The organism is Acinetobacter stercoris (genome assembly GCF_900323515.1).
In the GTDB taxonomy this organism is placed as follows: domain Bacteria; phylum Pseudomonadota; class Gammaproteobacteria; order Pseudomonadales; family Moraxellaceae; genus Acinetobacter; species Acinetobacter stercoris.
In genome coordinates this window covers 1-17,749 of the sequence record NZ_OOGT01000069.1, presented here as the reverse complement: position 1 = coordinate 17,749, position 17,749 = coordinate 1, and the positions used below count along the sequence as shown (strand labels likewise).

The 17,749-nt window shown below is 38.9% G+C and carries 15 protein-coding genes; 11 read left to right on the top strand and 4 right to left on the bottom strand.

Going from position 1 to position 17,749, the window contains the following annotated elements:
- The first annotated feature begins 38 nt into the window (after positions 1–38).
- From guaB to recJ, 4 genes are all read left to right on the top strand, one after another.
- Positions 39–1,505 carry an IMP dehydrogenase gene (gene guaB / locus KPC_RS09140; protein ID WP_121974070.1) on the top strand — a complete coding sequence of 489 codons (1,467 nt, stop codon included), beginning with the start codon at positions 39–41 and terminating at the stop codon, positions 1,503–1,505.
- A 125-nt stretch (positions 1,506–1,630) separates the two neighbouring features.
- The gene (gene glmM / locus KPC_RS09135) at positions 1,631–2,968 is read left to right on the top strand and encodes a phosphoglucosamine mutase (RefSeq protein WP_121974069.1); all 1,338 of its coding nucleotides are present in this window, start codon (positions 1,631–1,633) and stop codon (positions 2,966–2,968) included.
- Between the two features lie 11 nt (positions 2,969–2,979).
- Positions 2,980–3,636 carry a pyridoxamine 5'-phosphate oxidase gene (gene pdxH / locus KPC_RS09130; RefSeq protein WP_121974068.1) on the top strand — a complete coding sequence of 219 codons (657 nt, stop codon included), beginning with the start codon at positions 2,980–2,982 and terminating at the stop codon, positions 3,634–3,636.
- Entirely contained in the window at positions 3,637–5,340 is a 1,704-nt protein-coding gene (recJ, locus tag KPC_RS09125; RefSeq protein ID WP_121974067.1) for a single-stranded-DNA-specific exonuclease RecJ, read from the top strand. It begins immediately after the preceding gene.
- A gap of 48 nt (positions 5,341–5,388) precedes the next feature.
- Here the strand turns inward: recJ and KPC_RS09120 are convergent, their stop codons facing one another.
- Entirely contained in the window at positions 5,389–6,162 is a 774-nt protein-coding gene (locus KPC_RS09120) for a putative porin (protein WP_121974066.1), read from the bottom strand.
- Between the two features lie 329 nt (positions 6,163–6,491).
- The gene (locus KPC_RS09115) at positions 6,492–7,379 is read right to left on the bottom strand and encodes a putative porin (protein WP_121974065.1); all 888 of its coding nucleotides are present in this window, start codon (positions 7,377–7,379) and stop codon (positions 6,492–6,494) included.
- 208 nt (positions 7,380–7,587) lie between these two features.
- Here KPC_RS09115 and prfB point away from each other — a divergent pair.
- The 5 genes from prfB to KPC_RS09090 all read left to right on the top strand — a co-directional run bounded on the left by prfB (position 7,588) and on the right by KPC_RS09090 (position 12,478).
- A protein-coding gene (gene prfB / locus KPC_RS09110) for a peptide chain release factor 2 (protein ID WP_121974064.1) occupies positions 7,588–8,683 on the top strand; the annotation gives its coding sequence in 2 pieces (ribosomal slippage) (positions 7,588–7,659 and positions 7,661–8,683; 1,095 coding nt in all).
- 138 nt (positions 8,684–8,821) lie between these two features.
- Positions 8,822–9,121 (top strand): ArsR/SmtB family transcription factor, encoded by a 300-nt coding sequence (locus KPC_RS09105; RefSeq protein ID WP_121974063.1) that lies wholly within the window; start codon positions 8,822–8,824, stop codon positions 9,119–9,121.
- A gap of 34 nt (positions 9,122–9,155) precedes the next feature.
- Entirely contained in the window at positions 9,156–10,226 is a 1,071-nt protein-coding gene (locus KPC_RS09100) for an alkene reductase (RefSeq protein WP_121974062.1), read from the top strand.
- 257 nt (positions 10,227–10,483) lie between these two features.
- A complete protein-coding gene (locus tag KPC_RS09095) occupies positions 10,484–11,764 on the top strand; it encodes a 3-deoxy-D-manno-octulosonic acid transferase (RefSeq protein ID WP_121974061.1) in 1,281 nt (426 codons plus the stop codon).
- 6 nt (positions 11,765–11,770) lie between these two features.
- Positions 11,771–12,478: a 16S rRNA (uracil(1498)-N(3))-methyltransferase gene (locus KPC_RS09090; protein ID WP_121974060.1), complete on the top strand. Its 708-nt coding sequence runs from the start codon at positions 11,771–11,773 to the stop codon at positions 12,476–12,478.
- Here the strand turns inward: KPC_RS09090 and KPC_RS09085 are convergent.
- Complete coding sequence (locus KPC_RS09085; RefSeq protein ID WP_121974059.1) at positions 12,467–13,444, bottom strand: mechanosensitive ion channel family protein; 978 nt, start codon at positions 13,442–13,444, stop codon at positions 12,467–12,469. The two genes, KPC_RS09090 and KPC_RS09085, sit on opposite strands and share 12 nt — an antisense overlap.
- Positions 13,445–13,546: 102 nt before the next feature.
- Complete coding sequence (locus KPC_RS09080; RefSeq protein WP_121974058.1) at positions 13,547–14,128, bottom strand: DUF805 domain-containing protein; 582 nt, start codon at positions 14,126–14,128, stop codon at positions 13,547–13,549.
- A gap of 287 nt (positions 14,129–14,415) precedes the next feature.
- On the opposite strand from KPC_RS09080, the gene acs reads away from it, so the two are divergent.
- Positions 14,416–16,374, top strand: a complete 1,959-nt coding sequence (acs, locus tag KPC_RS09075; protein ID WP_121974057.1) for an acetate--CoA ligase — start codon at positions 14,416–14,418, stop codon at positions 16,372–16,374.
- Positions 16,375–16,522: 148 nt separating this feature from the next.
- Positions 16,523–17,704 carry an acyl-CoA dehydrogenase family protein gene (locus tag KPC_RS09070; protein WP_121974056.1) on the top strand — a complete coding sequence of 394 codons (1,182 nt, stop codon included), beginning with the start codon at positions 16,523–16,525 and terminating at the stop codon, positions 17,702–17,704.
- The last annotated feature ends 45 nt before the right edge of the window (positions 17,705–17,749 follow it).

Genomic DNA, 17,749 nt, shown 5'->3' with positions numbered 1-17,749 from the left:
GTTTATAATAGCTCACGGAAATTACCAGTGAGACTGTTATGCTGACCATCGTTCAAGAAGCGTTAACCTTCGATGATGTCTTATTACTCCCTGCCTATTCTACTGTCCTCCCAAAAGATGTCTCCTTAAAGACACGCCTTACTCGCGGCATTAATCTGAATATTCCTCTCGTTTCAGCAGCAATGGATACAGTGACTGAGTCACGTATGGCAATCGCAATGGCTCAAAATGGTGGTATTGGTATCCTGCATAAAAATATGGATATCTCTGCTCAAGCCGCTGAAGTTCGTCGAGTGAAAAAGTTCGAAGCGGGTATGGTGAAGGATCCAATTACAGTAACACCTGAAACGACAGTTCGTGAATTGATTGAAATTACAACTGCTAACCATATCAGTGGTGTACCTGTTGTCAAAGATGGCAAAGTTGTAGGTATCGTGACAGGTCGTGATACACGCTTTGAGACAAATCTTGAACAACCAGTAAGTAATATCATGACTGGTCAAGACCGCCTGGTGACTGTAAAAGAAGGTGAGTCTAAAGAAAATATTCAAGCACTTTTGCAAAAACATCGTATTGAGAAAGTGTTGGTTGTAGATGATAACCATGCACTTAAAGGTTTGATTACAGTAACGGATTTCCGTAAAGCTGAACTTTATCCAAATAGTTGTAAGGACGATTTGGGACGTTTACGTGTTGGTGCTGCGGTGGGTACTGGTATAGAAACCCCGGCGCGTGTTGAAGCACTGATTGAGGCAGGTGTAGATGTTATTGTCGTTGATACTGCACATGGTCACTCAGCTGGTGTAATCGAGCGTGTCCGTTGGGTCAAACAAAACTTCCCACAGGTTCAAGTCATTGGCGGTAATATCGCAACTGGTGATGCTGCTTTGGCCTTGTTAGATGCAGGTGCTGATGCTGTTAAAGTCGGTATTGGTCCAGGTTCTATTTGTACAACGCGTATTGTTGCGGGTATTGGTGTTCCTCAGATTTCAGCAATTGATAGTGTTGCAAGTGCGTTAAAAGAGCAGATTCCGCTGATTGCTGATGGTGGTATTCGTTTCTCTGGTGATATGGCAAAAGCGATTGGTGCTGGTGCAAGTACGGTTATGGTTGGTTCTTTAATGGCTGGTACAGAAGAAGCGCCAGGCGAAGTGGAGTTTTTCCAAGGCCGTTATTATAAATCATATCGTGGTATGGGGTCACTTGGTGCAATGGCAGGGGCGACAGGTTCTGCTGACCGTTACTTCCAGGATTCTAAAGCGGGCGCTGAAAAACTGGTTCCAGAAGGAATTGAAGGTCGAGTACCTTATAAAGGTCCAATGAGTGCAATCGTACATCAAATGATGGGTGGTTTACGTTCATCAATGGGCTATACAGGTTCTGCAACAGTTGAAGATTTACGTCAAAATGCAAAATTTGTGAAAATAACATCAGCTGGTATGCAAGAATCACATGTGCATGATGTAACGATTACTAAAGAAGCACCAAACTATAGAGTTGGTTAAGCTTTTGTATATCTTTAAGTTAAAAAAAGCCGTCAAGTTATGACGGCTTTTTTATTTTGGTGTAAAGTAGATAAATTGAAATAAGATCGAACCGTACTGGTACGGGATAATAAAGTGGGTAAAAAATGAGTTATTTTGGAACAGATGGAATTCGTGGAAAATTTGGTGTACTCCCAATCACACCTGAGTTTGCACTTAAATTAGGATTTGCTGCTGGTAAGGTATTAAAGCAACTTAGCCCCACTAAAAAACCAATTGTTGTATTAGGGAAAGACACCCGCCTTTCTTGCTATATTTTAGAGGCTGCTTTGCAAGCAGGGCTAAATGCTGCTGGGGTTTATGTACACTTATTGGGACCTTTACCAACTCCTGCCATTGCTCATTTAACTCGTGCCCTACATGCTGATGCCGGAATTGTTATTTCGGCTTCACATAATCCTTATTTTGATAATGGTATTAAATTTTTCTCTGGTGAAGGTAAAAAACTTCCAGATGAATTACAGAATGCGATTAATCAGGAATTAGAAAAAGATATTGTTATTGATGACACTGCAAATTTAGGAAAAAGTGTTCGGGTCAAAGACGCCAATGGTCGATATATTGAGTTTTGTAAATCAACATTTCCATACCATTTCAATCTACGCAACCTGAAAATTGTTGTGGACTGTGCCAATGGTGCTGGCTATAGCGTAGGACCTTCAGTTTTCCGTGAATTAGGAGCTAAAGTCGTAGCAATTTATAATACTCCTGATGGTTTAAACATTAATGATAACTGTGGTTCAACACATCCAGAAAATTTACAAAAAGCAGTAGTTGAACATCAAGCTGATTTGGGAATCGCTTTTGATGGCGATGCAGACCGTGTGGTTTTAGTTGATAAAACTGGTCAGCTGATTGATGGTGATCATATTCTTTATATTTTAGCGACTCAGGCACAAAATAAACCAGCAGGTATTGTTGGCACTGTGATGAGCAATATGGCGTTAGAGCTTGCACTTGAAAAAGCAGGCGTGCCGTTTACTCGTGCGAAAGTGGGAGATCGCTATGTATTACAAGCATTAGAAGATAATAATTGGGTGATTGGTGGAGAGCCTTCGGGGCATATTCTGACTTTGGATAAAAGTACAACTGGGGATGCGATTATTGCAGCATTACAAGTGTTGACAGTAATGGTAGAGCAAAACAAAGGTCTGCATGAACTTGTTACTGACTTTAAATTATTCCCTCAAGTTTTGGTGAATGTTCGGTTAGATCAGATGATTGACCCGTTTACTGTTCCTGCCTTGGTACAAGAGTTTGACAAGGCAGAAGCGCAGTTAAAAGGTCGTGGACGTATCCTGATCCGTAAGTCTGGGACAGAACCTGTTATCCGAGTCATGGTCGAAGGCGATAATAAACAAGAGGTTACAGATCTGGCTAATCATTTAGCTGAAGCTGTACGTCAACATGCTCTAGCAGCATAAGGGTTATTGTAATGAACGACCTAATTAAAGATTTGAGTGAGCTTCGTCTAAGCTATGAAAAAGATGAACTACATGAAGATCAGGTAGATTCAAATCCGCATGAACAGTTTTTAAAATGGTTCAACATGGCATTAGAAGCGAAATTGCATGAGCCTTATGCAATGTCGGTAGCAACAGCAGACAAAAATGGTCGGCCACATGTTCGAACATTATTATTGCGTGGGGCGACAGAAGCAGGTTATGACTTCTATACTAATTATGATAGTCAAAAAGGGATCGATCTTGCTGAAAATCCATATGCTGAGTTACTGTTTTATTGGGCTGGTTTGGAACGTCAAGTAAGAATTGCTGGTAAAGTAACCAAGATCTCTGAAGAAGAGTCAACGGATTATTATCATAAGCGTCCACGGGATAGTCAAATTGCTGCACATATAAGTACCCCGCAAAGTGGTGTAATCGCGAGTAGGGAATTATTGGTTGATCGTTTCCAAAAATTACATGATGATGTAGAAAGTAAAGATACTTTGCAGAAACCTGAATTTTGGGGAGGATATCGTTTAGAACCTTTTCATTATGAGTTCTGGCAAGGCCGTCCGAATCGTTTGCATGATCGTTTGAGTTATGAACGAGTGGATGGTATTTGGAAATTACAGCGATTAATGCCTTAAATGTCTAAAATTCAAATTAAACAAAGACCTTTTTTAACACGCCCTGAGAATATTCGGGGCGTGTCACCATTAATTGCCCAGATTTTAGCGCGTCGAGGGGTGCAATCTGAGCAAGAGTTAGAGCTTAAACTTAAAAACCTTCTTGCTCCAAATTTAAAAGGGTTAGATCAGGCAATCCAGTTGATTGATCAGGCTATTGATCAGCATAAGAAAATAGTTATTGTTGGTGATTATGATGCTGATGGTGCAACCAGCACTGCGTTGATGATTTTAACACTTAGGGAAATGGGGGCTAAGGTAGAATATTTAGTTCCTGACCGTTTTAAATATGGTTATGGTTTGACACCTGCTATAGCTGATCTGGCTTTTGAGACCCATCAACCGGATCTTTTGATCACTGTTGATAATGGGATTTCTAGTCATGCAGGTGTTGAAAGGTCGCAGCAACATGGTATGCAGGTAATTATTACAGATCACCATTTAACAACAAAAGCGACGCCTGCTGCTGATGCTGTAGTCAATCCAAATCAGTTGGGGTGTGAATTTCCTAGTAAAGCTTTGGCTGGTGTCGGAGTCGCTTTTTACTTGCTTGCCAAGCTTACAAGTACTCGTTCCAAACTGGGTAAATCTTCAGTCAAAATAACTCAATATCTAGACCTTGTTGCCTTGGGAACTTATGCAGATGTTGCAAGTCTGGATTATAACAACCGTATATTGGTGGATGCAGGTTTGAAGCGAATCCAGCAGCATCAATGTCGAGCTGGAATAACTGCTTTACTGGATATTGCCGGAAGAGATCCGTCTGAGTTGAAAGCGCAGGATCTGGGATTTGTTCTGGGACCCCGTATTAATGCAGCAGGTCGTATGGAGACGATGGACATAGGCATCGAATGCCTATTGGCAGATGATATTCAATCAGCCTATCAATATGCTCAGCAGCTCAATACACTCAATCTGGAACGTCGCCAAGTTGAAACTAAAATGAAGCAAGAGGCTTTGGCTGAATTGTCTCAATTAGAATTAAATGTAGATGATTTACCACCTGCACTAGTGATGTTTGAGTCACATTGGCATCAAGGCGTAATCGGTATTGTTGCAGGACGTCTAAAAGAGCAGTTTCATCGGCCAAGCATTGTTTTTGCCGAGGATCAGGATGGTATACATATCAAAGGTTCAGCGCGTTCAATCGATGGTATACATATCAGAGATGCAATTGAAAAAGTAGCAGAACAACATCCACACCTTGTCACTTTTTTTGGTGGGCATGCCGCTGCTGCAGGTTTAACTATTCAAAAAGAACATTTTCCTGAGTTTAAAAATGCATTTATTCAGTTAATCCAGGAGATGGATGAAGAACTCTTTTATGCAACACTTTGGACAGATGGCACTTTACCAGATCAGGCTCTGCAACTGAATACGGTTCAATTAATTGAGACAATGGGACCTTGGGGGCAAAAATTTCCACCTCCTATTTTTGAAGGTACCTTTAAAGTTTTAGATTTTAGATGGCTTAAAGAAACTCATTTAAAGTTACGTCTGGCTTTGGATGGAGGCAGAGTTGTGGATGCGATAGCATTCAATGCACGAGAACAATTTAATTTTGATCCAATGAATGATTCTGTATATTTGGTTTATGAACTGGATAGAAATCAGTTTAATGGGAACGTTAGTCTACAACTCAGAGTCGTGCATTTAAGTCAATAAAAAACCGCTCAATTGAGCGGTTTTTGTGTTGCTATTTCAACTGAAATATTAGAAACGATATTTAGCTGCAATACCGAAACGGTTGTAATCATTGTTTCCAACTTCACCGAAACCTACACGACCTTCAAGGCTTACTTGCTGGTTAAAGAATTTGCGTGCATTGATACCAAATTCATTATTATCCGTAAGGTCATTGTTGTAATAGTCAGCACCAACACTGAAAGTTTTATCAATGAAGTAATCTGCCGCAAGATTATATTCATCTAGGTCGCCAAATGCTGCGCCAGCTTCTAAATTGATATCTTTGCCACCAATTTGGGTTACATATTTGGCACGAAGTGTAGGATCAACACCATTGTCATTGTCATTGTCATAGCCTTTTACACCCAGTGCAACCAAGAAACCTGGTACAGGCAAGTAACCTACTTCAGCACCATATAATGTAGTATCCAAGTCGCCACCACGATCAAAATCAATATCTTGACGACCAATGTTACCACTTACATAAAAATCAGAGTTTGGAATAAAGTATTCAATACCTGCACCGTATTTAGATACTTCATCATCACCAATTTCACTATAGTTATAGTGTGCATTTACATTACTTGCACGATCAAGAAAAGCCGCTTCAGCTAATGGAGCATTACGTGTTTGTACAGGATTGAAATAGTAAGTACCATCTACACCAAAAGAACCACTTGAACTACCATTATCTGGGTCGATTAAACCAGCAGAAGCGCCAACTTCTGCTTGATATGCATGAGCTGTACCTGCAAGTGCAAGCGCTGATAATAATGCTGAACTAATGACTAATTTTTTCATCATGTTTCCCCTCAGAAATGTGATGTGGATATAAACCTATACATTTTTTGTTACAAGTTCAGTCTAGGTTAAAAATAATAATCGTCAATCTTAAAAGCGGCTTAAAAGTATCATTTGGGGATATTATTACGTAAAAATCATCATAATTATTTGTTATTAAACATAATTTTTAAATGTTTAATTTTTTTAAAATCGTGGAGGATATGTGGAGTTTTAGATAGATTATGAAAGCATTGTCATTTTTAGGTAATGATCAGTAATACTGTATGTTGAAAACTAAAAAAGGCACTTTTAAAAAATGCCTTTTTAAAGTAGCTAAATAAAGAGGATTAGAAACGTATAGTTGCATTCAGGTTATAACTAGTCAGGTCATCACCAAATCCAACAGCTGTACCAACACCGATATTCTCTGTGAAGAAATATTTTGTTCGGATAGCAAATGCATCAGCTGTATCATCACCATCATCTTGATAGTTGTATGCGGTACCTATACTAAATTTAGGATTGAAATAGTAATCAGCACCTAATGCTATATTGGTTATATCATTAAACGTTCCGGCTGCTTCCAGATTTAAGAATTGTCCAGATTGCCCAATTGGTGTTACGTATTTTGCTTTAATTCCGAAAGCGGCATCATCCTCATCATCACCAGAATAACCCTCAACACCCATAGCAACCAGTAAGTTGCTGATAGGTAAATAACCTAAATATGCTTTATAAGTCGTTTGATCATCATCATACTTTTCAGAGTACGAATAAACCTCGTCTGTTGTTTGTGATACAGCACTATAATTATACTTAGATTTGTATTGGTCTAAACCAATTTCACCGCTTAAATAGAATGAATTTAAGAAATATTCGATTCCTAGACCTGTTGAGTGGGATTCAGTTTCAAAACTTCCATATTCAGAATAATTATCATCGGTTTCAGGATCATAAAAGTCATCAATATAGGAATTTTTAGTTTCTAAATTATTATATGCATAACGGACATATACATTGCTGCTATGACCAAAAAATGCTGCTTCTTGTAGGGGAACATTTTTTGTTTCTACAGTATTGAAATAATAAGTACCTTTAAGATCAACTTGATTGTTACTATCAATCCTATCATAGTCATGATCCAGATAAGTATAACCACCATCAATTTGGAAATCATAAGCAAAAGCAGAACTTGCGGATGCAAAAAGGCCAAGAGCCAAAAGAATTTTTTTCATGTAAACCCCAAAGAAATATATAAAAAATAAAAAAGCAAAAAAATATTTAAATTTTTGATATTTTTTATATCTTTATAAATATAAAGTCAATACTATTTTGGGTTTATAACGATTTCGGTCAGGGATTATGTAAATCATCAGTATTGGGTTGTCTGTGGTATAATCTCCCTCCAATTTTTATCCCATTCTTTGATTGAGAGTAAATTTCGTGGAAATTAATCCTTATCTAAACCAGTTAAAAGACTTAAGCGATCGTGGACAAACTTTACGGGGGTATCTTTGACTACGATCTAAAAAAAGAACGTTTAGAAGAGGTTCTACGTGAACTCGAAGATCCTGCGATCTGGAATGATCAAAACCGTGCACAAGCGATGGCCAAGGAAAAGGGTGAGCTTGAAAACGTGATTAACGTTTTGGAAGGATTAGCGGAACAACTTGAAGATGCCCAAGCTATGCTAGATTTGGCTGTAGAAGCTGATGATGAAAGCTTGCTCAATGATGTGCAAAGCGAATTGAATGCCGCCGAAGATGAATTGGCTAAACTTGAATTCCGCCGTATGTTTAGTAACCCAATGGATCCAAATCCTTGTTTCCTGGAAATTCAGGCGGGTTCGGGTGGAACGGAAGCCCAGGACTGGGCATCCATGCTATTACGAATGTACATGCGCTGGATCGAACGTCACGGCTTTAAAGCTGAGTTGATGGAAGTATCTGATGGGGATGTTGCTGGAATCAAGTCTGCAACGATTCGTATTGAAGGTGAATATGCATTTGGCTGGCTTAGAACAGAAACAGGTGTGCACCGTCTCGTTCGTAAATCTCCGTTTGACTCAGGTAACCGCCGTCATACTTCGTTTTCTGCAGTATTTGTTTCGCCTGAAGTGGATGATAATATTGAGATCGATATTAATCCATCAGATGTTCGTACAGATACCTATCGTGCATCAGGTGCAGGTGGTCAGCATATTAACAAAACGGACTCTGCAGTACGTCTGACTCATATTCCAACAGGAATCGTCGTAGCGTGTCAGAACCAGCGTTCACAACATGCTAACCGTGATCATGCATGGAAACAGTTGCGTGCTAAATTGTATGAGCTTGAAATGCAAAAACGTAACGAAGCGTCACAAGCATTGGAAGACTCAAAATCAGATATCGGCTGGGGAAGCCAGATTCGTTCATATGTACTGGATGACTCCCGGATTAAAGATTTACGTACTGGCGTTGAAAATTCAAACACAGGCGCGGTCTTGGATGGTGATCTTGATAAGTTTATTGAAGCAAGCTTGAAACAGGGTTTATAAGCTTAGTTTTTATATAAGGAAGCTTTATCAGATATTTTTACATTATATCTATAAAAAACGATATAAATATCGTAAAAATACGATATATTGTTTTAAAGGTACTGAATAAGCTTTCTTCATATTAAGCGTGTCTTGAATATGGATATAGATTTAATATTTAAAGCATTGGCAAATCCGACGCGTAGGCAGATACTGGAATGGTTAAAAACGCCTGATCAATTTTTGTCGACTGAAAAATGTGGTGATTTTGCGCGCGGTGTATGTGCTGGACATATTGAACAGTTAGGCAAGGTTTCTCAATCAACCATGTCAAATCATCTGTCTGTATTACAGCAAGCTGGTTTAATCAATGTCGAAAAACATGGTCAATGGTCTTATTTTTCGAGAAATGAAGAGCTTATTCAGCAATATATTGACTATCTGAAGAACTCACTCTAAGTCATATCAACTTTTAGTGGGTATCGAGGTACATATGGCTGAATTGAATTCTCCTTTGAAAGTTGGTGGTTTTGAGATAAAAAATCGCCTGGTTCTCGCACCATTGACACGTGCACGTACTGATCAGTCTCGTGTTCCGAATGATTTGATGGTCGAATACTATCAACAGCGTGCGAATGCTGGTTTATTGATTACTGAAGCGACAATTATCAGTGCAAAGGCTGCAGGATATTACAATACGCCCGGGCTTTGGAATGAAGAACAAGTAATTGCATGGAAAAAAATCAATGATGCCGTGCATGCTCAACATGCCAAAATTGCAGTGCAACTGTGGCATGTTGGACGTATTTCGGATCCTGAAATCATTGGCGATACCCCAGTATCTTCCAGTGCAGTAGCTGCAGCTGGCGAAGTGAGTCTGTTGAGACCGAAACGTGCTTATGTTGTACCACGTGCTTTAACGATATCTGAAATTAAAGAGATTATTGCCGAATACAAATATTCAGCACAGTTAGCCAAGCAGGCTGATTTTGATGCTGTTGAATTACATGCTGCCAATGGTTATTTGGTTGAACAATTTTTATATAGCAATACCAATCAACGAAAAGATGAATATGGTGGCTCAATAGAAAACAGGGCCCGTTTTCTTCTTGAAGTGGTGGATACATTGATCGGGGTTTGGGGCGCAGATCGTGTCGGTGTGCACTTATCACCACGGGGAGATTCACATGATATGGCCGATGCGAATCGTTTAGAGCTGTTTAGTTATGTTGTTGAACAACTCAATTTAAGAAAAATAGCTTTTATTTTTGCTCGTGAGCATATTGCAGAGGATAGTATTGCACCGATTTTGAGGAAAAAATTCAGTGGTGTATGGATCGCAAATGAGGCATTAACAGCTGACACCGCAAGACAGTTATTAAAAAATGGCGAAGCCGATGCAGTTGCTTTTGGTCAGGCTTATATTGCTAATCCGGATTTGTTGCATCGATTAGAAAATAATGCACCTTTAAATAAAATTAATCCTAAGACTTTATATTCTGGCTCGGCAGAGGGTTATACCGATTATCCAACATTTAGTGAAAGTGATGTTTTAGTTGGTTAGAAACTGTTGATAACTTTGCGGGATAAACGTTTTTTGAGCTATTTCGTTGTTGTCTGACGAAAGCTTGTTTCTCATTACTTAAATATTAAGTGGTGTAATTCATGTCTTGTACAGTCCAGGAAATGCTGATTGCCGCAACTACTTTGAAATATCAACAGACTCTAATATAAAATAAAAACAAACTGTAGAGCATTATTCATTAACAAGTGAGTGATGCTCTGTTATATTTCCCAATTTGAATCGTTTGGGGCACTTGTTTGGTAACTCCTTTTTGGTATAACGCTGCTTTAGCCGTCATTAAGCCATTATATAAATGGCGTATAAAAAGCCGTGCGCAAGATTTGGAGCAATTTGAGCAAGAATGTTTAGAACGTTTTGGTCCATTTCAAGAACCTAAAAATAAAAATGCAATTTGGTTTCATGCGGTATCTGTAGGTGAGACTAATGCTGCCCAACCGTTGATAGAGCATTATTTACAAAAAGGGCATGCTGTTTTGGTCACCAATACAACCAAAACAGGGCAAGCTCGTGCCAAGTCATTATTTTTAAAAGAGGAATATCAAAAACTATTTCAAGCAGTATATTTACCTGCTGATCAAAAAAAACTGGTTCAAGCCTTCTTTGAAAAATATCAACCTAAATTATTACTGCTGGTTGAAACTGAACTCTGGCCTAATTTGATTGATCAAGCCAAGAAAAAGCAAACTCCTTGTTTATTGATTAATGCGAGGCTTTCTGAAAAATCTGCAAATGGCTATGCAAAGGTTAAAAAACTGACACAAGAGATGCTGAATAGTCTTGAGGTGTTGCTGGCTCAGGATATCGCAAGTAAAAATCGTTTTGTCGCGCTTGGAATGCAGGAAAATAAGGCTCAGGTTGTTGGAAATATCAAATTTGATATTCATGCACCAGAACGATTCATATTACAGGCAAAAATTCTACAACAGGACTGGCATTTGTCTGGTCGAAAAATTATCACTATTGCCAGCACGCATGCGCCTGAGGAACAAAACTTACTGGCAAATATAAAACCTTATTTGGCAAAGCATCCCGAAGTGGTTTGTATTGTTGTTCCCCGTCATCCCGAGCGTTTTGATGAAGTGTTTCAAACTGCTGAAAATCTAGGTTTGCTGACACATCGCCGTAGTCTGGATGAATCAATACAAGCAGATACTCAGGTGTATTTAGCTGATAGCATGGGTGAATTATGGTTATGGTATGCGTTGAGTCAAGTCTGTTTTGTGGGTGGTTCTCTTAATGAGCCAGGTGGGGGGCATAATATTTTAGAACCAATAGCACTCGATGTGGCAACAGTGATCGGTCCAAATTATTTTAATTTTCAAACGATTGTAGATGAATTTTTGGCAGAAGATGCTGTGAAGATAGGTCTGGATGCTGCGGAAGTTATTGATCTTTTGTTAAAATGTTTAAATGATCGGTCTTTTGCACAGAAATTGGTTGAAAATTCGGAACATGTTTTACAAAGAAATCGAGGTTCTTTACAAAAGCATATTGCTGAAATTGATCAGTATTTATAACCGAAGATGAATATTGTTTTAATAGATTCAAGACAGACTCAAAATGATTTCTGGATGATTTCTTCTCAACGCCAAATTCAACATTTGAAGCAGCACCTTGAAATACAGGTGGGTGAAAACTTAAAAGTTGGTATACGCAACGGAAAACGTTATTTAACTGAAATAATAGAGATTTCTGAAAAAAGAATACTTTTAAAACCTTTGTATGAGCAAGCAACCCCAGCTAAATTACCTGTTACTTTGGTGGTTGCCATGCCACGTCCTAAAGTGCTGCGTCGTTTGATTATGGATAGTGTGACTTTGGGTGTGGATAAACTTATTCTTATCCACAGCTATCGTGTGGATAAGAGTTATTGGCAAACACCATTTTTACAGCAAATTGATGATTATATAACGCTTGGCTTAGAGCAGGCTGGGGATACGATAGTACCAAAAGTTGAAATATATAAACGTTTTAAACCTTTTGTAGAAGATGTTTTACCTACTCTTATTAATGAAAATTATCCAGCATTTGTAGCACATCCATATGCTGAAAATAAAATGCCAAATTCACTTGATCATGGTTGTACGATTGTCATTGGTCCTGAAGGTGGTTTTATACCGTATGAAATAGATTTATTGTGCAAAAACGGCTGCCAGGTTTTTCACTTGGGCAGCCGTATTATTCGAACTGAAACAGTTATTCCTTACGTATTAGGGCGACTATTTCCCTGAATTTTCTGTTGTGTCCAATGCAACTGTTTCTCCACGATAGACCTTAACCTCTTGTACAGGATAAGGAATAGAAATTCCTTGGTCACCAAAAGCATCAATAACTTGTTCTTGTACTTTACTGATGGATGCAGAAGTGGTGGTTTCTGTGGTATCTACCCACCAAGTTACAGCAAGTTGAATTGAAAAATCAGCTAGGGAGCTGACATTTACAGTAAATGCAGGTTGACTCAAGATAGATTGATCTTTGTCCAATATTCCAAGTACAATTTTTTTGGCTTTTTGAACGTCGTCTTCATAACCAATGCCGACATGAAATTCACAGCGACGACGTTGATAGGCCGTGTTAACTGTAACGGCACTGGTATAAACCGTTGCATTTGGAATAACGATACGGCGGCCATCTGGTGAGCGAAGAAATGTTGCACGAATCTGAATATCTTCTACAGTACCTTCCATACCACTGACAATAATCGTATCCCCGATTTTAAAAGGTTCACCTAATAAAATCAGGACACCTGAAAGCATGTTTTGAAAAATATCCTTGAATGCAAAACCGATTGCCACAGAGCCGATTCCTAAAGCACTCATGAGTTGACCTGGTGTAAAGCCTGGAATTGCAATGACCATAGCAATCAGAAAACCAAAGAAAATAATGACTGTGCTACCAATTCGGTTTAAAACCAAGACCAGATTCTGTCTCGTATAGGAGCGATTTTCCAGAGTTTTGCGTACAAAAAACTTGAATAACTTTGACAATAGCCAAAAGATAATGATGACAGCAATGGCAATGCAGAAATAGGGTACACGTTGCCAAAATGCATCGATGATTTTGTCTATCGTGGTATAGGCATCATGATACTTTTCAGTATGAGCAATAAGTGTTTGAGCAGTTTTTTCACCTGCCGTATGGATGAGTTGGGTAGTGTCCTGTGCGACATCACTCAATTTACCTTGATCTTGGGCCACGCTAAGTTCCAGAGTAAAAATATTCGGTAAAATAATTTGCTTTAACAAAGATGTTAAAGTATCAGACTGTAAAGCAGAAATTGTCAGGGATTGTACGTTTTTTTAAACGTAATGTGAGCCTTTTTGGATGATCTCACCTGGATTTTCTAGTTCACCAGAGCCAACAAGGTAAGAATAGATGCTTGCAGAAGCAAACAGACTGAGTACTGTAAAAATAATCATGATCCATGCCATGATTTTTTCAAGTACTGATGCTGGTCGGGGATGTCCGAAACGATTAGGGCGATGACAACCACGTGCAAAAATCAGATATAAACTAAAGAAGAAGTTAATGATTGGTACAAAGAGTAATAGACATAACCAACCTGATTTATTACGGTCATGTAACCTTCTGATCACGATCACAAAATTAAAATAAATATAAAATATCAAAATAATCAGAAACCCCAAACCAGCAAGCCCAGACAATGCATCCATAAAATGGGTGTTAAGTTGCATGGTATTTAAGTTAAAAATACCTATAGTCAAACTTAGGGCAAAAGTTATAGCGAGTACGATGATATAAAGGAATCCATACCATCCAATAAAGCTGAGGCGATTAAAACGTCCATTTGGTGACAATGGGTTATCTGTCACACTTTGCTGATTTTTAGAAAAAAATGGCGCGTTATCTTGCGGTTGCATAGTCATTACCCTTGTATGGGAAATAGTAAGAAAATGTTGATTTTATGAAAAATAAATTCGCATTTGGCTAAAGAAATTATAAGATTAAAAAAAGTGAACTGATACTAAAAATTTATATAATTAATGCAGATGGAAGTGTATTCCGATAAATAGCAGAGAAGAGTGATCAGATAAGAGATCAGGATTGTATGAATTTTCATCTTTAGTTCACATTGGAAAAGTGCAAGTAAATAAAAGCAATAATGTCGGCATATCTCTCGTGATGGGAGAAAACAAGGAAGAATACTATGAATGAAATCTATCCAGTACCAGAAGAATTTGTAAAAACAGCACGTACCACGGAAGCTCAATATTTTGCTAAATACAAACAGTCTATTGAGAACCCAGATGAGTTTTGGGATGAAATGGCTAAGAAACTGGATTGGATAAAGCCGTTCACCAAAGTTAAACAAACGAGTTTTCATCAAGAAAATTTTCAGATTGAATGGTTTGCTGATGGACAGCTAAATGTCAGTGCAAATTGCTTAGATCGTCATTTAAAAGAACATCCTCATAAACCCGCAATTATTTGGGAGGGTGATCACCCATCTCGACATAAGATTATTTCATTTGAAGAATTACATGATGAAGTCTGTCGCTTTGCCAATGTATTAAAAAAGCATGGTGTAAAAAAAGGTGATCGTGTTGTTTTATATATGCCGATGGTATCCGAAGCGGCCATTGCCATGTTGGCAAGTGCACGTATTGGTGCAGTGCATTGTGTGGTATTTGGTGGATTTTCACCTGATTCTTTGGCGAGCCGTATTGAAGACAGTCAAGCGAAGGTCGTGATTACTGCCGACTCGGGTATGCGAGGAGGGAAACCGATTCCACTCAAAGAAAATGTAGATGACGCACTTGCACTTCCTGGCACAGAATCTGTACAAAATGTGATCGTGGTACATCGTACAGGTAACCCAATTAGCATGAAAGATGGGCGTGACCTGTGGTATCACATGGAAATTATGGGAGTAAACGATGTTTGCCCGCCAGAGCCGATGAATGCCGAAGATCCATTATTTATTCTTTATACTTCTGGTTCAACAGGAAAACCAAAAGGTGTATTACATACAACAGGTGGTTATTTAACTTATGTGAACTGTACCTTCCGCGAAGTATTTGACTTAAAACAAGATGATGTATTTTGGTGTACGGCAGATGTAGGCTGGATTACAGGACATTCTTATGTGATTTATGGTCCACTTTCCAATGGAACAACAAGCGTCATGTTCGAGGGGGTTCCTCAATATCCGAGTTGGGCACGAACAGGTCATATTGTTGATAAGCATAACGTCACGATTTTATATACAGCACCGACAGCCATTCGAGCCATGATGCGCGAGGGTGATGCTTTTGTTCGGGAAAGTGATCGTAGTAGCTTACGTTTACTTGGCTCAGTGGGTGAGCCGATTAATCCAGAAGCATGGAACTGGTATTACACTGTTGTTGGTGAAAGTCGTTGTCCGATTGTAGATACATGGTGGCAAACAGAAACAGGAGGAATCCTGATTTCACCATTACCAGGAGCAACACCTTTAAAACCTGGTTCAGCAACACGCCCATTTTTTGGTATCCAGCCTGCTTTGGTTGATGCTGACGGGCACGAAATAGAAGGTGCAGCAGAAGGCAATCTGATTATTAAGGATTCATGGCCTGGACAGATGCGAACCATCTGGGGTGATCCTAAGCGTTTTATTGAAGCTTATTTCTCAACGTATCCAGGTCATTATTTTACTGGTGACGGTGCCAGACGTGATAAAGATGGATATTATTGGATTACTGGACGAGTGGATGATGTCCTGAATGTATCTGGACATCGTCTAGGCACTGCTGAAATTGAAAGTGCACTTGTAGCACATGATAGCGTTGCAGAGGCGGCAGTGGTTGGAATGCCACATGATATCAAGGGGCAGGGGATTGCAGCTTATGTAACCTTGCAGGCCGAAGTTGCCGAGTCTGAAGAATTACGAAAAGAGTTGTTTGCATGGGTACGTAAAGTCATGGGACCTGTTGCTACACCTGATGCTATTTTCTGGGCACCTGCCTTGCCAAAAACGCGTTCTGGAAAAATTATGCGTAGGATTTTACGGAAAATTGTGGCGAATGAGTTAGATAGTCTAGGTGATACATCGACATTATCCGAACCGCAGGTGGTTGATCAACTCATTCATGAAGTGAGCACAATTCTTGGTGCATCAAAAACTTAACAAGTTATTTTTATTTATAGAAAAGTCCAATACCGTTCAGCATATTTGAGCGGTATTTTTATTTAAAGAATAACAACATCAGGCATTCAGATAAGGAACGCTTATATGATTTGTTAAGCTTAAAACTCAAGGAATATGGGATATAACAATGAACGCACCACTTCATTCATCAGAATTCAATGCAATACAAACTGCAGAACAATTGGCAGAGCAATTCGCACAAACAGCGGCAGAGCGTGATAAAAAAGGAGGAAATCCTAAATTTGAACGTGATCTGATTCGTCAAAGTGGTTTGCTTGCGTTGTCTATTCCTGAGCAATATGGTGGTCAAGGTGCAAATTGGGATACCATTTTTCAAACTATTCGAGCGATTGCCCGAGTGGATAGTTCTGTTGCACATGTTTATGGTTTTCATCATCTTTTAATTGCAACTGTACAACTCTTTGCTCAACCTGAACAATATAAAAAATGGTTTGAAGATACTGCAAAAAATAACTTGTTTTGGGGAAATACTCTAAACCCGTTAGATAGGCGTACAACTGCACAGCAAATCTCAGAAAATGAATTTATATTTCATGGAGATAAGAGTTTTTGTTCGGGTTCGATAGATTCAGATATTTTACTTTGTTCTGGCTATGATTCTGCTTCAAAGTTACTTATCGGTGTCATACCTACCCAAAGAGATGGAGTAAGTTTTTTAGGTGACTGGAATAATATGGGGCAGCGTCAAACGGACAGTGGCACAAGTCATTTTGAGCAGGTTAAGATTTATAAAGATGAGTTGTTGTTAAATCCAGGACCACTAAGCACACCTTATTCAGGTTTACGTCCATTAATTGCCCAGCTTATTTTTGTAAATCTTTTTCTAGGTGTAGCAGAAGGTGCCTTTACAGTCGCTAAAGAAACGGTAAGGCAACAAAAGGCGTGGTCAAGTTCCTTGGTTGATCAGGCTGTAAATGATCCATATACACAAAAGCATTTTGCTGAATTTTATGTGCAATTAGAATCAGTTCGTTTGTTGACTCAAAAAGCGATAGAGACTATCCAATGGGCCTGGAATATTGGTGAAAATCTGACTGCAGAACAACGTGGCAAAGTCTCTATTGCAATTGCAACAGCTAAAATAGCTGCTACAAACAGCTCATTATTTATCACTCAGAACATTTTCCAAGTCATGGGTGCCAGGGCAACTACGGCTAAGCTTAATCTTGATCGTTTTTGGAGAAATGTAAGAACCCAGACTTTACATGATCCGATTGATTATAAATACCAGGAAGTCGGTGAGTGGATATTAACTGAACAAGTTCCTAAACCAAGTTTCTATTCATAAGAATAAAATAGAGCAATTACTCTTAATTATAAATGGTAATTGCTC

Bases quoted from the DNA above. Each gene is read 5' to 3' on its own strand.
- guaB (WP_121974070.1), top strand. From the start codon at position 39: ATGCTGACCATCGTTCAAGAAGCGTTAACCTTCGATGATGTCTTATTA.
- glmM (WP_121974069.1), top strand. From the start codon at position 1,631: ATGAGTTATTTTGGAACAGATGGAATTCGTGGAAAATTTGGTGTACTC.
- pdxH (WP_121974068.1), top strand. From the start codon at position 2,980: ATGAACGACCTAATTAAAGATTTGAGTGAGCTTCGTCTAAGCTATGAA.
- recJ (WP_121974067.1), top strand. From the start codon at position 3,637: ATGTCTAAAATTCAAATTAAACAAAGACCTTTTTTAACACGCCCTGAG.
- KPC_RS09120 (WP_121974066.1), bottom strand. From the start codon at position 6,162: ATGAAAAAATTAGTCATTAGTTCAGCATTATTATCAGCGCTTGCACTT.
- KPC_RS09115 (WP_121974065.1), bottom strand. From the start codon at position 7,379: ATGAAAAAAATTCTTTTGGCTCTTGGCCTTTTTGCATCCGCAAGTTCT.
- KPC_RS09105 (WP_121974063.1), top strand. From the start codon at position 8,822: ATGGATATAGATTTAATATTTAAAGCATTGGCAAATCCGACGCGTAGG.
- KPC_RS09100 (WP_121974062.1), top strand. From the start codon at position 9,156: ATGGCTGAATTGAATTCTCCTTTGAAAGTTGGTGGTTTTGAGATAAAA.
- KPC_RS09090 (WP_121974060.1), top strand. From the start codon at position 11,771: ATGAATATTGTTTTAATAGATTCAAGACAGACTCAAAATGATTTCTGG.
- KPC_RS09080 (WP_121974058.1), bottom strand. From the start codon at position 14,128: ATGCAACCGCAAGATAACGCGCCATTTTTTTCTAAAAATCAGCAAAGT.
- acs (WP_121974057.1), top strand. From the start codon at position 14,416: ATGAATGAAATCTATCCAGTACCAGAAGAATTTGTAAAAACAGCACGT.
- KPC_RS09070 (WP_121974056.1), top strand. From the start codon at position 16,523: ATGAACGCACCACTTCATTCATCAGAATTCAATGCAATACAAACTGCA.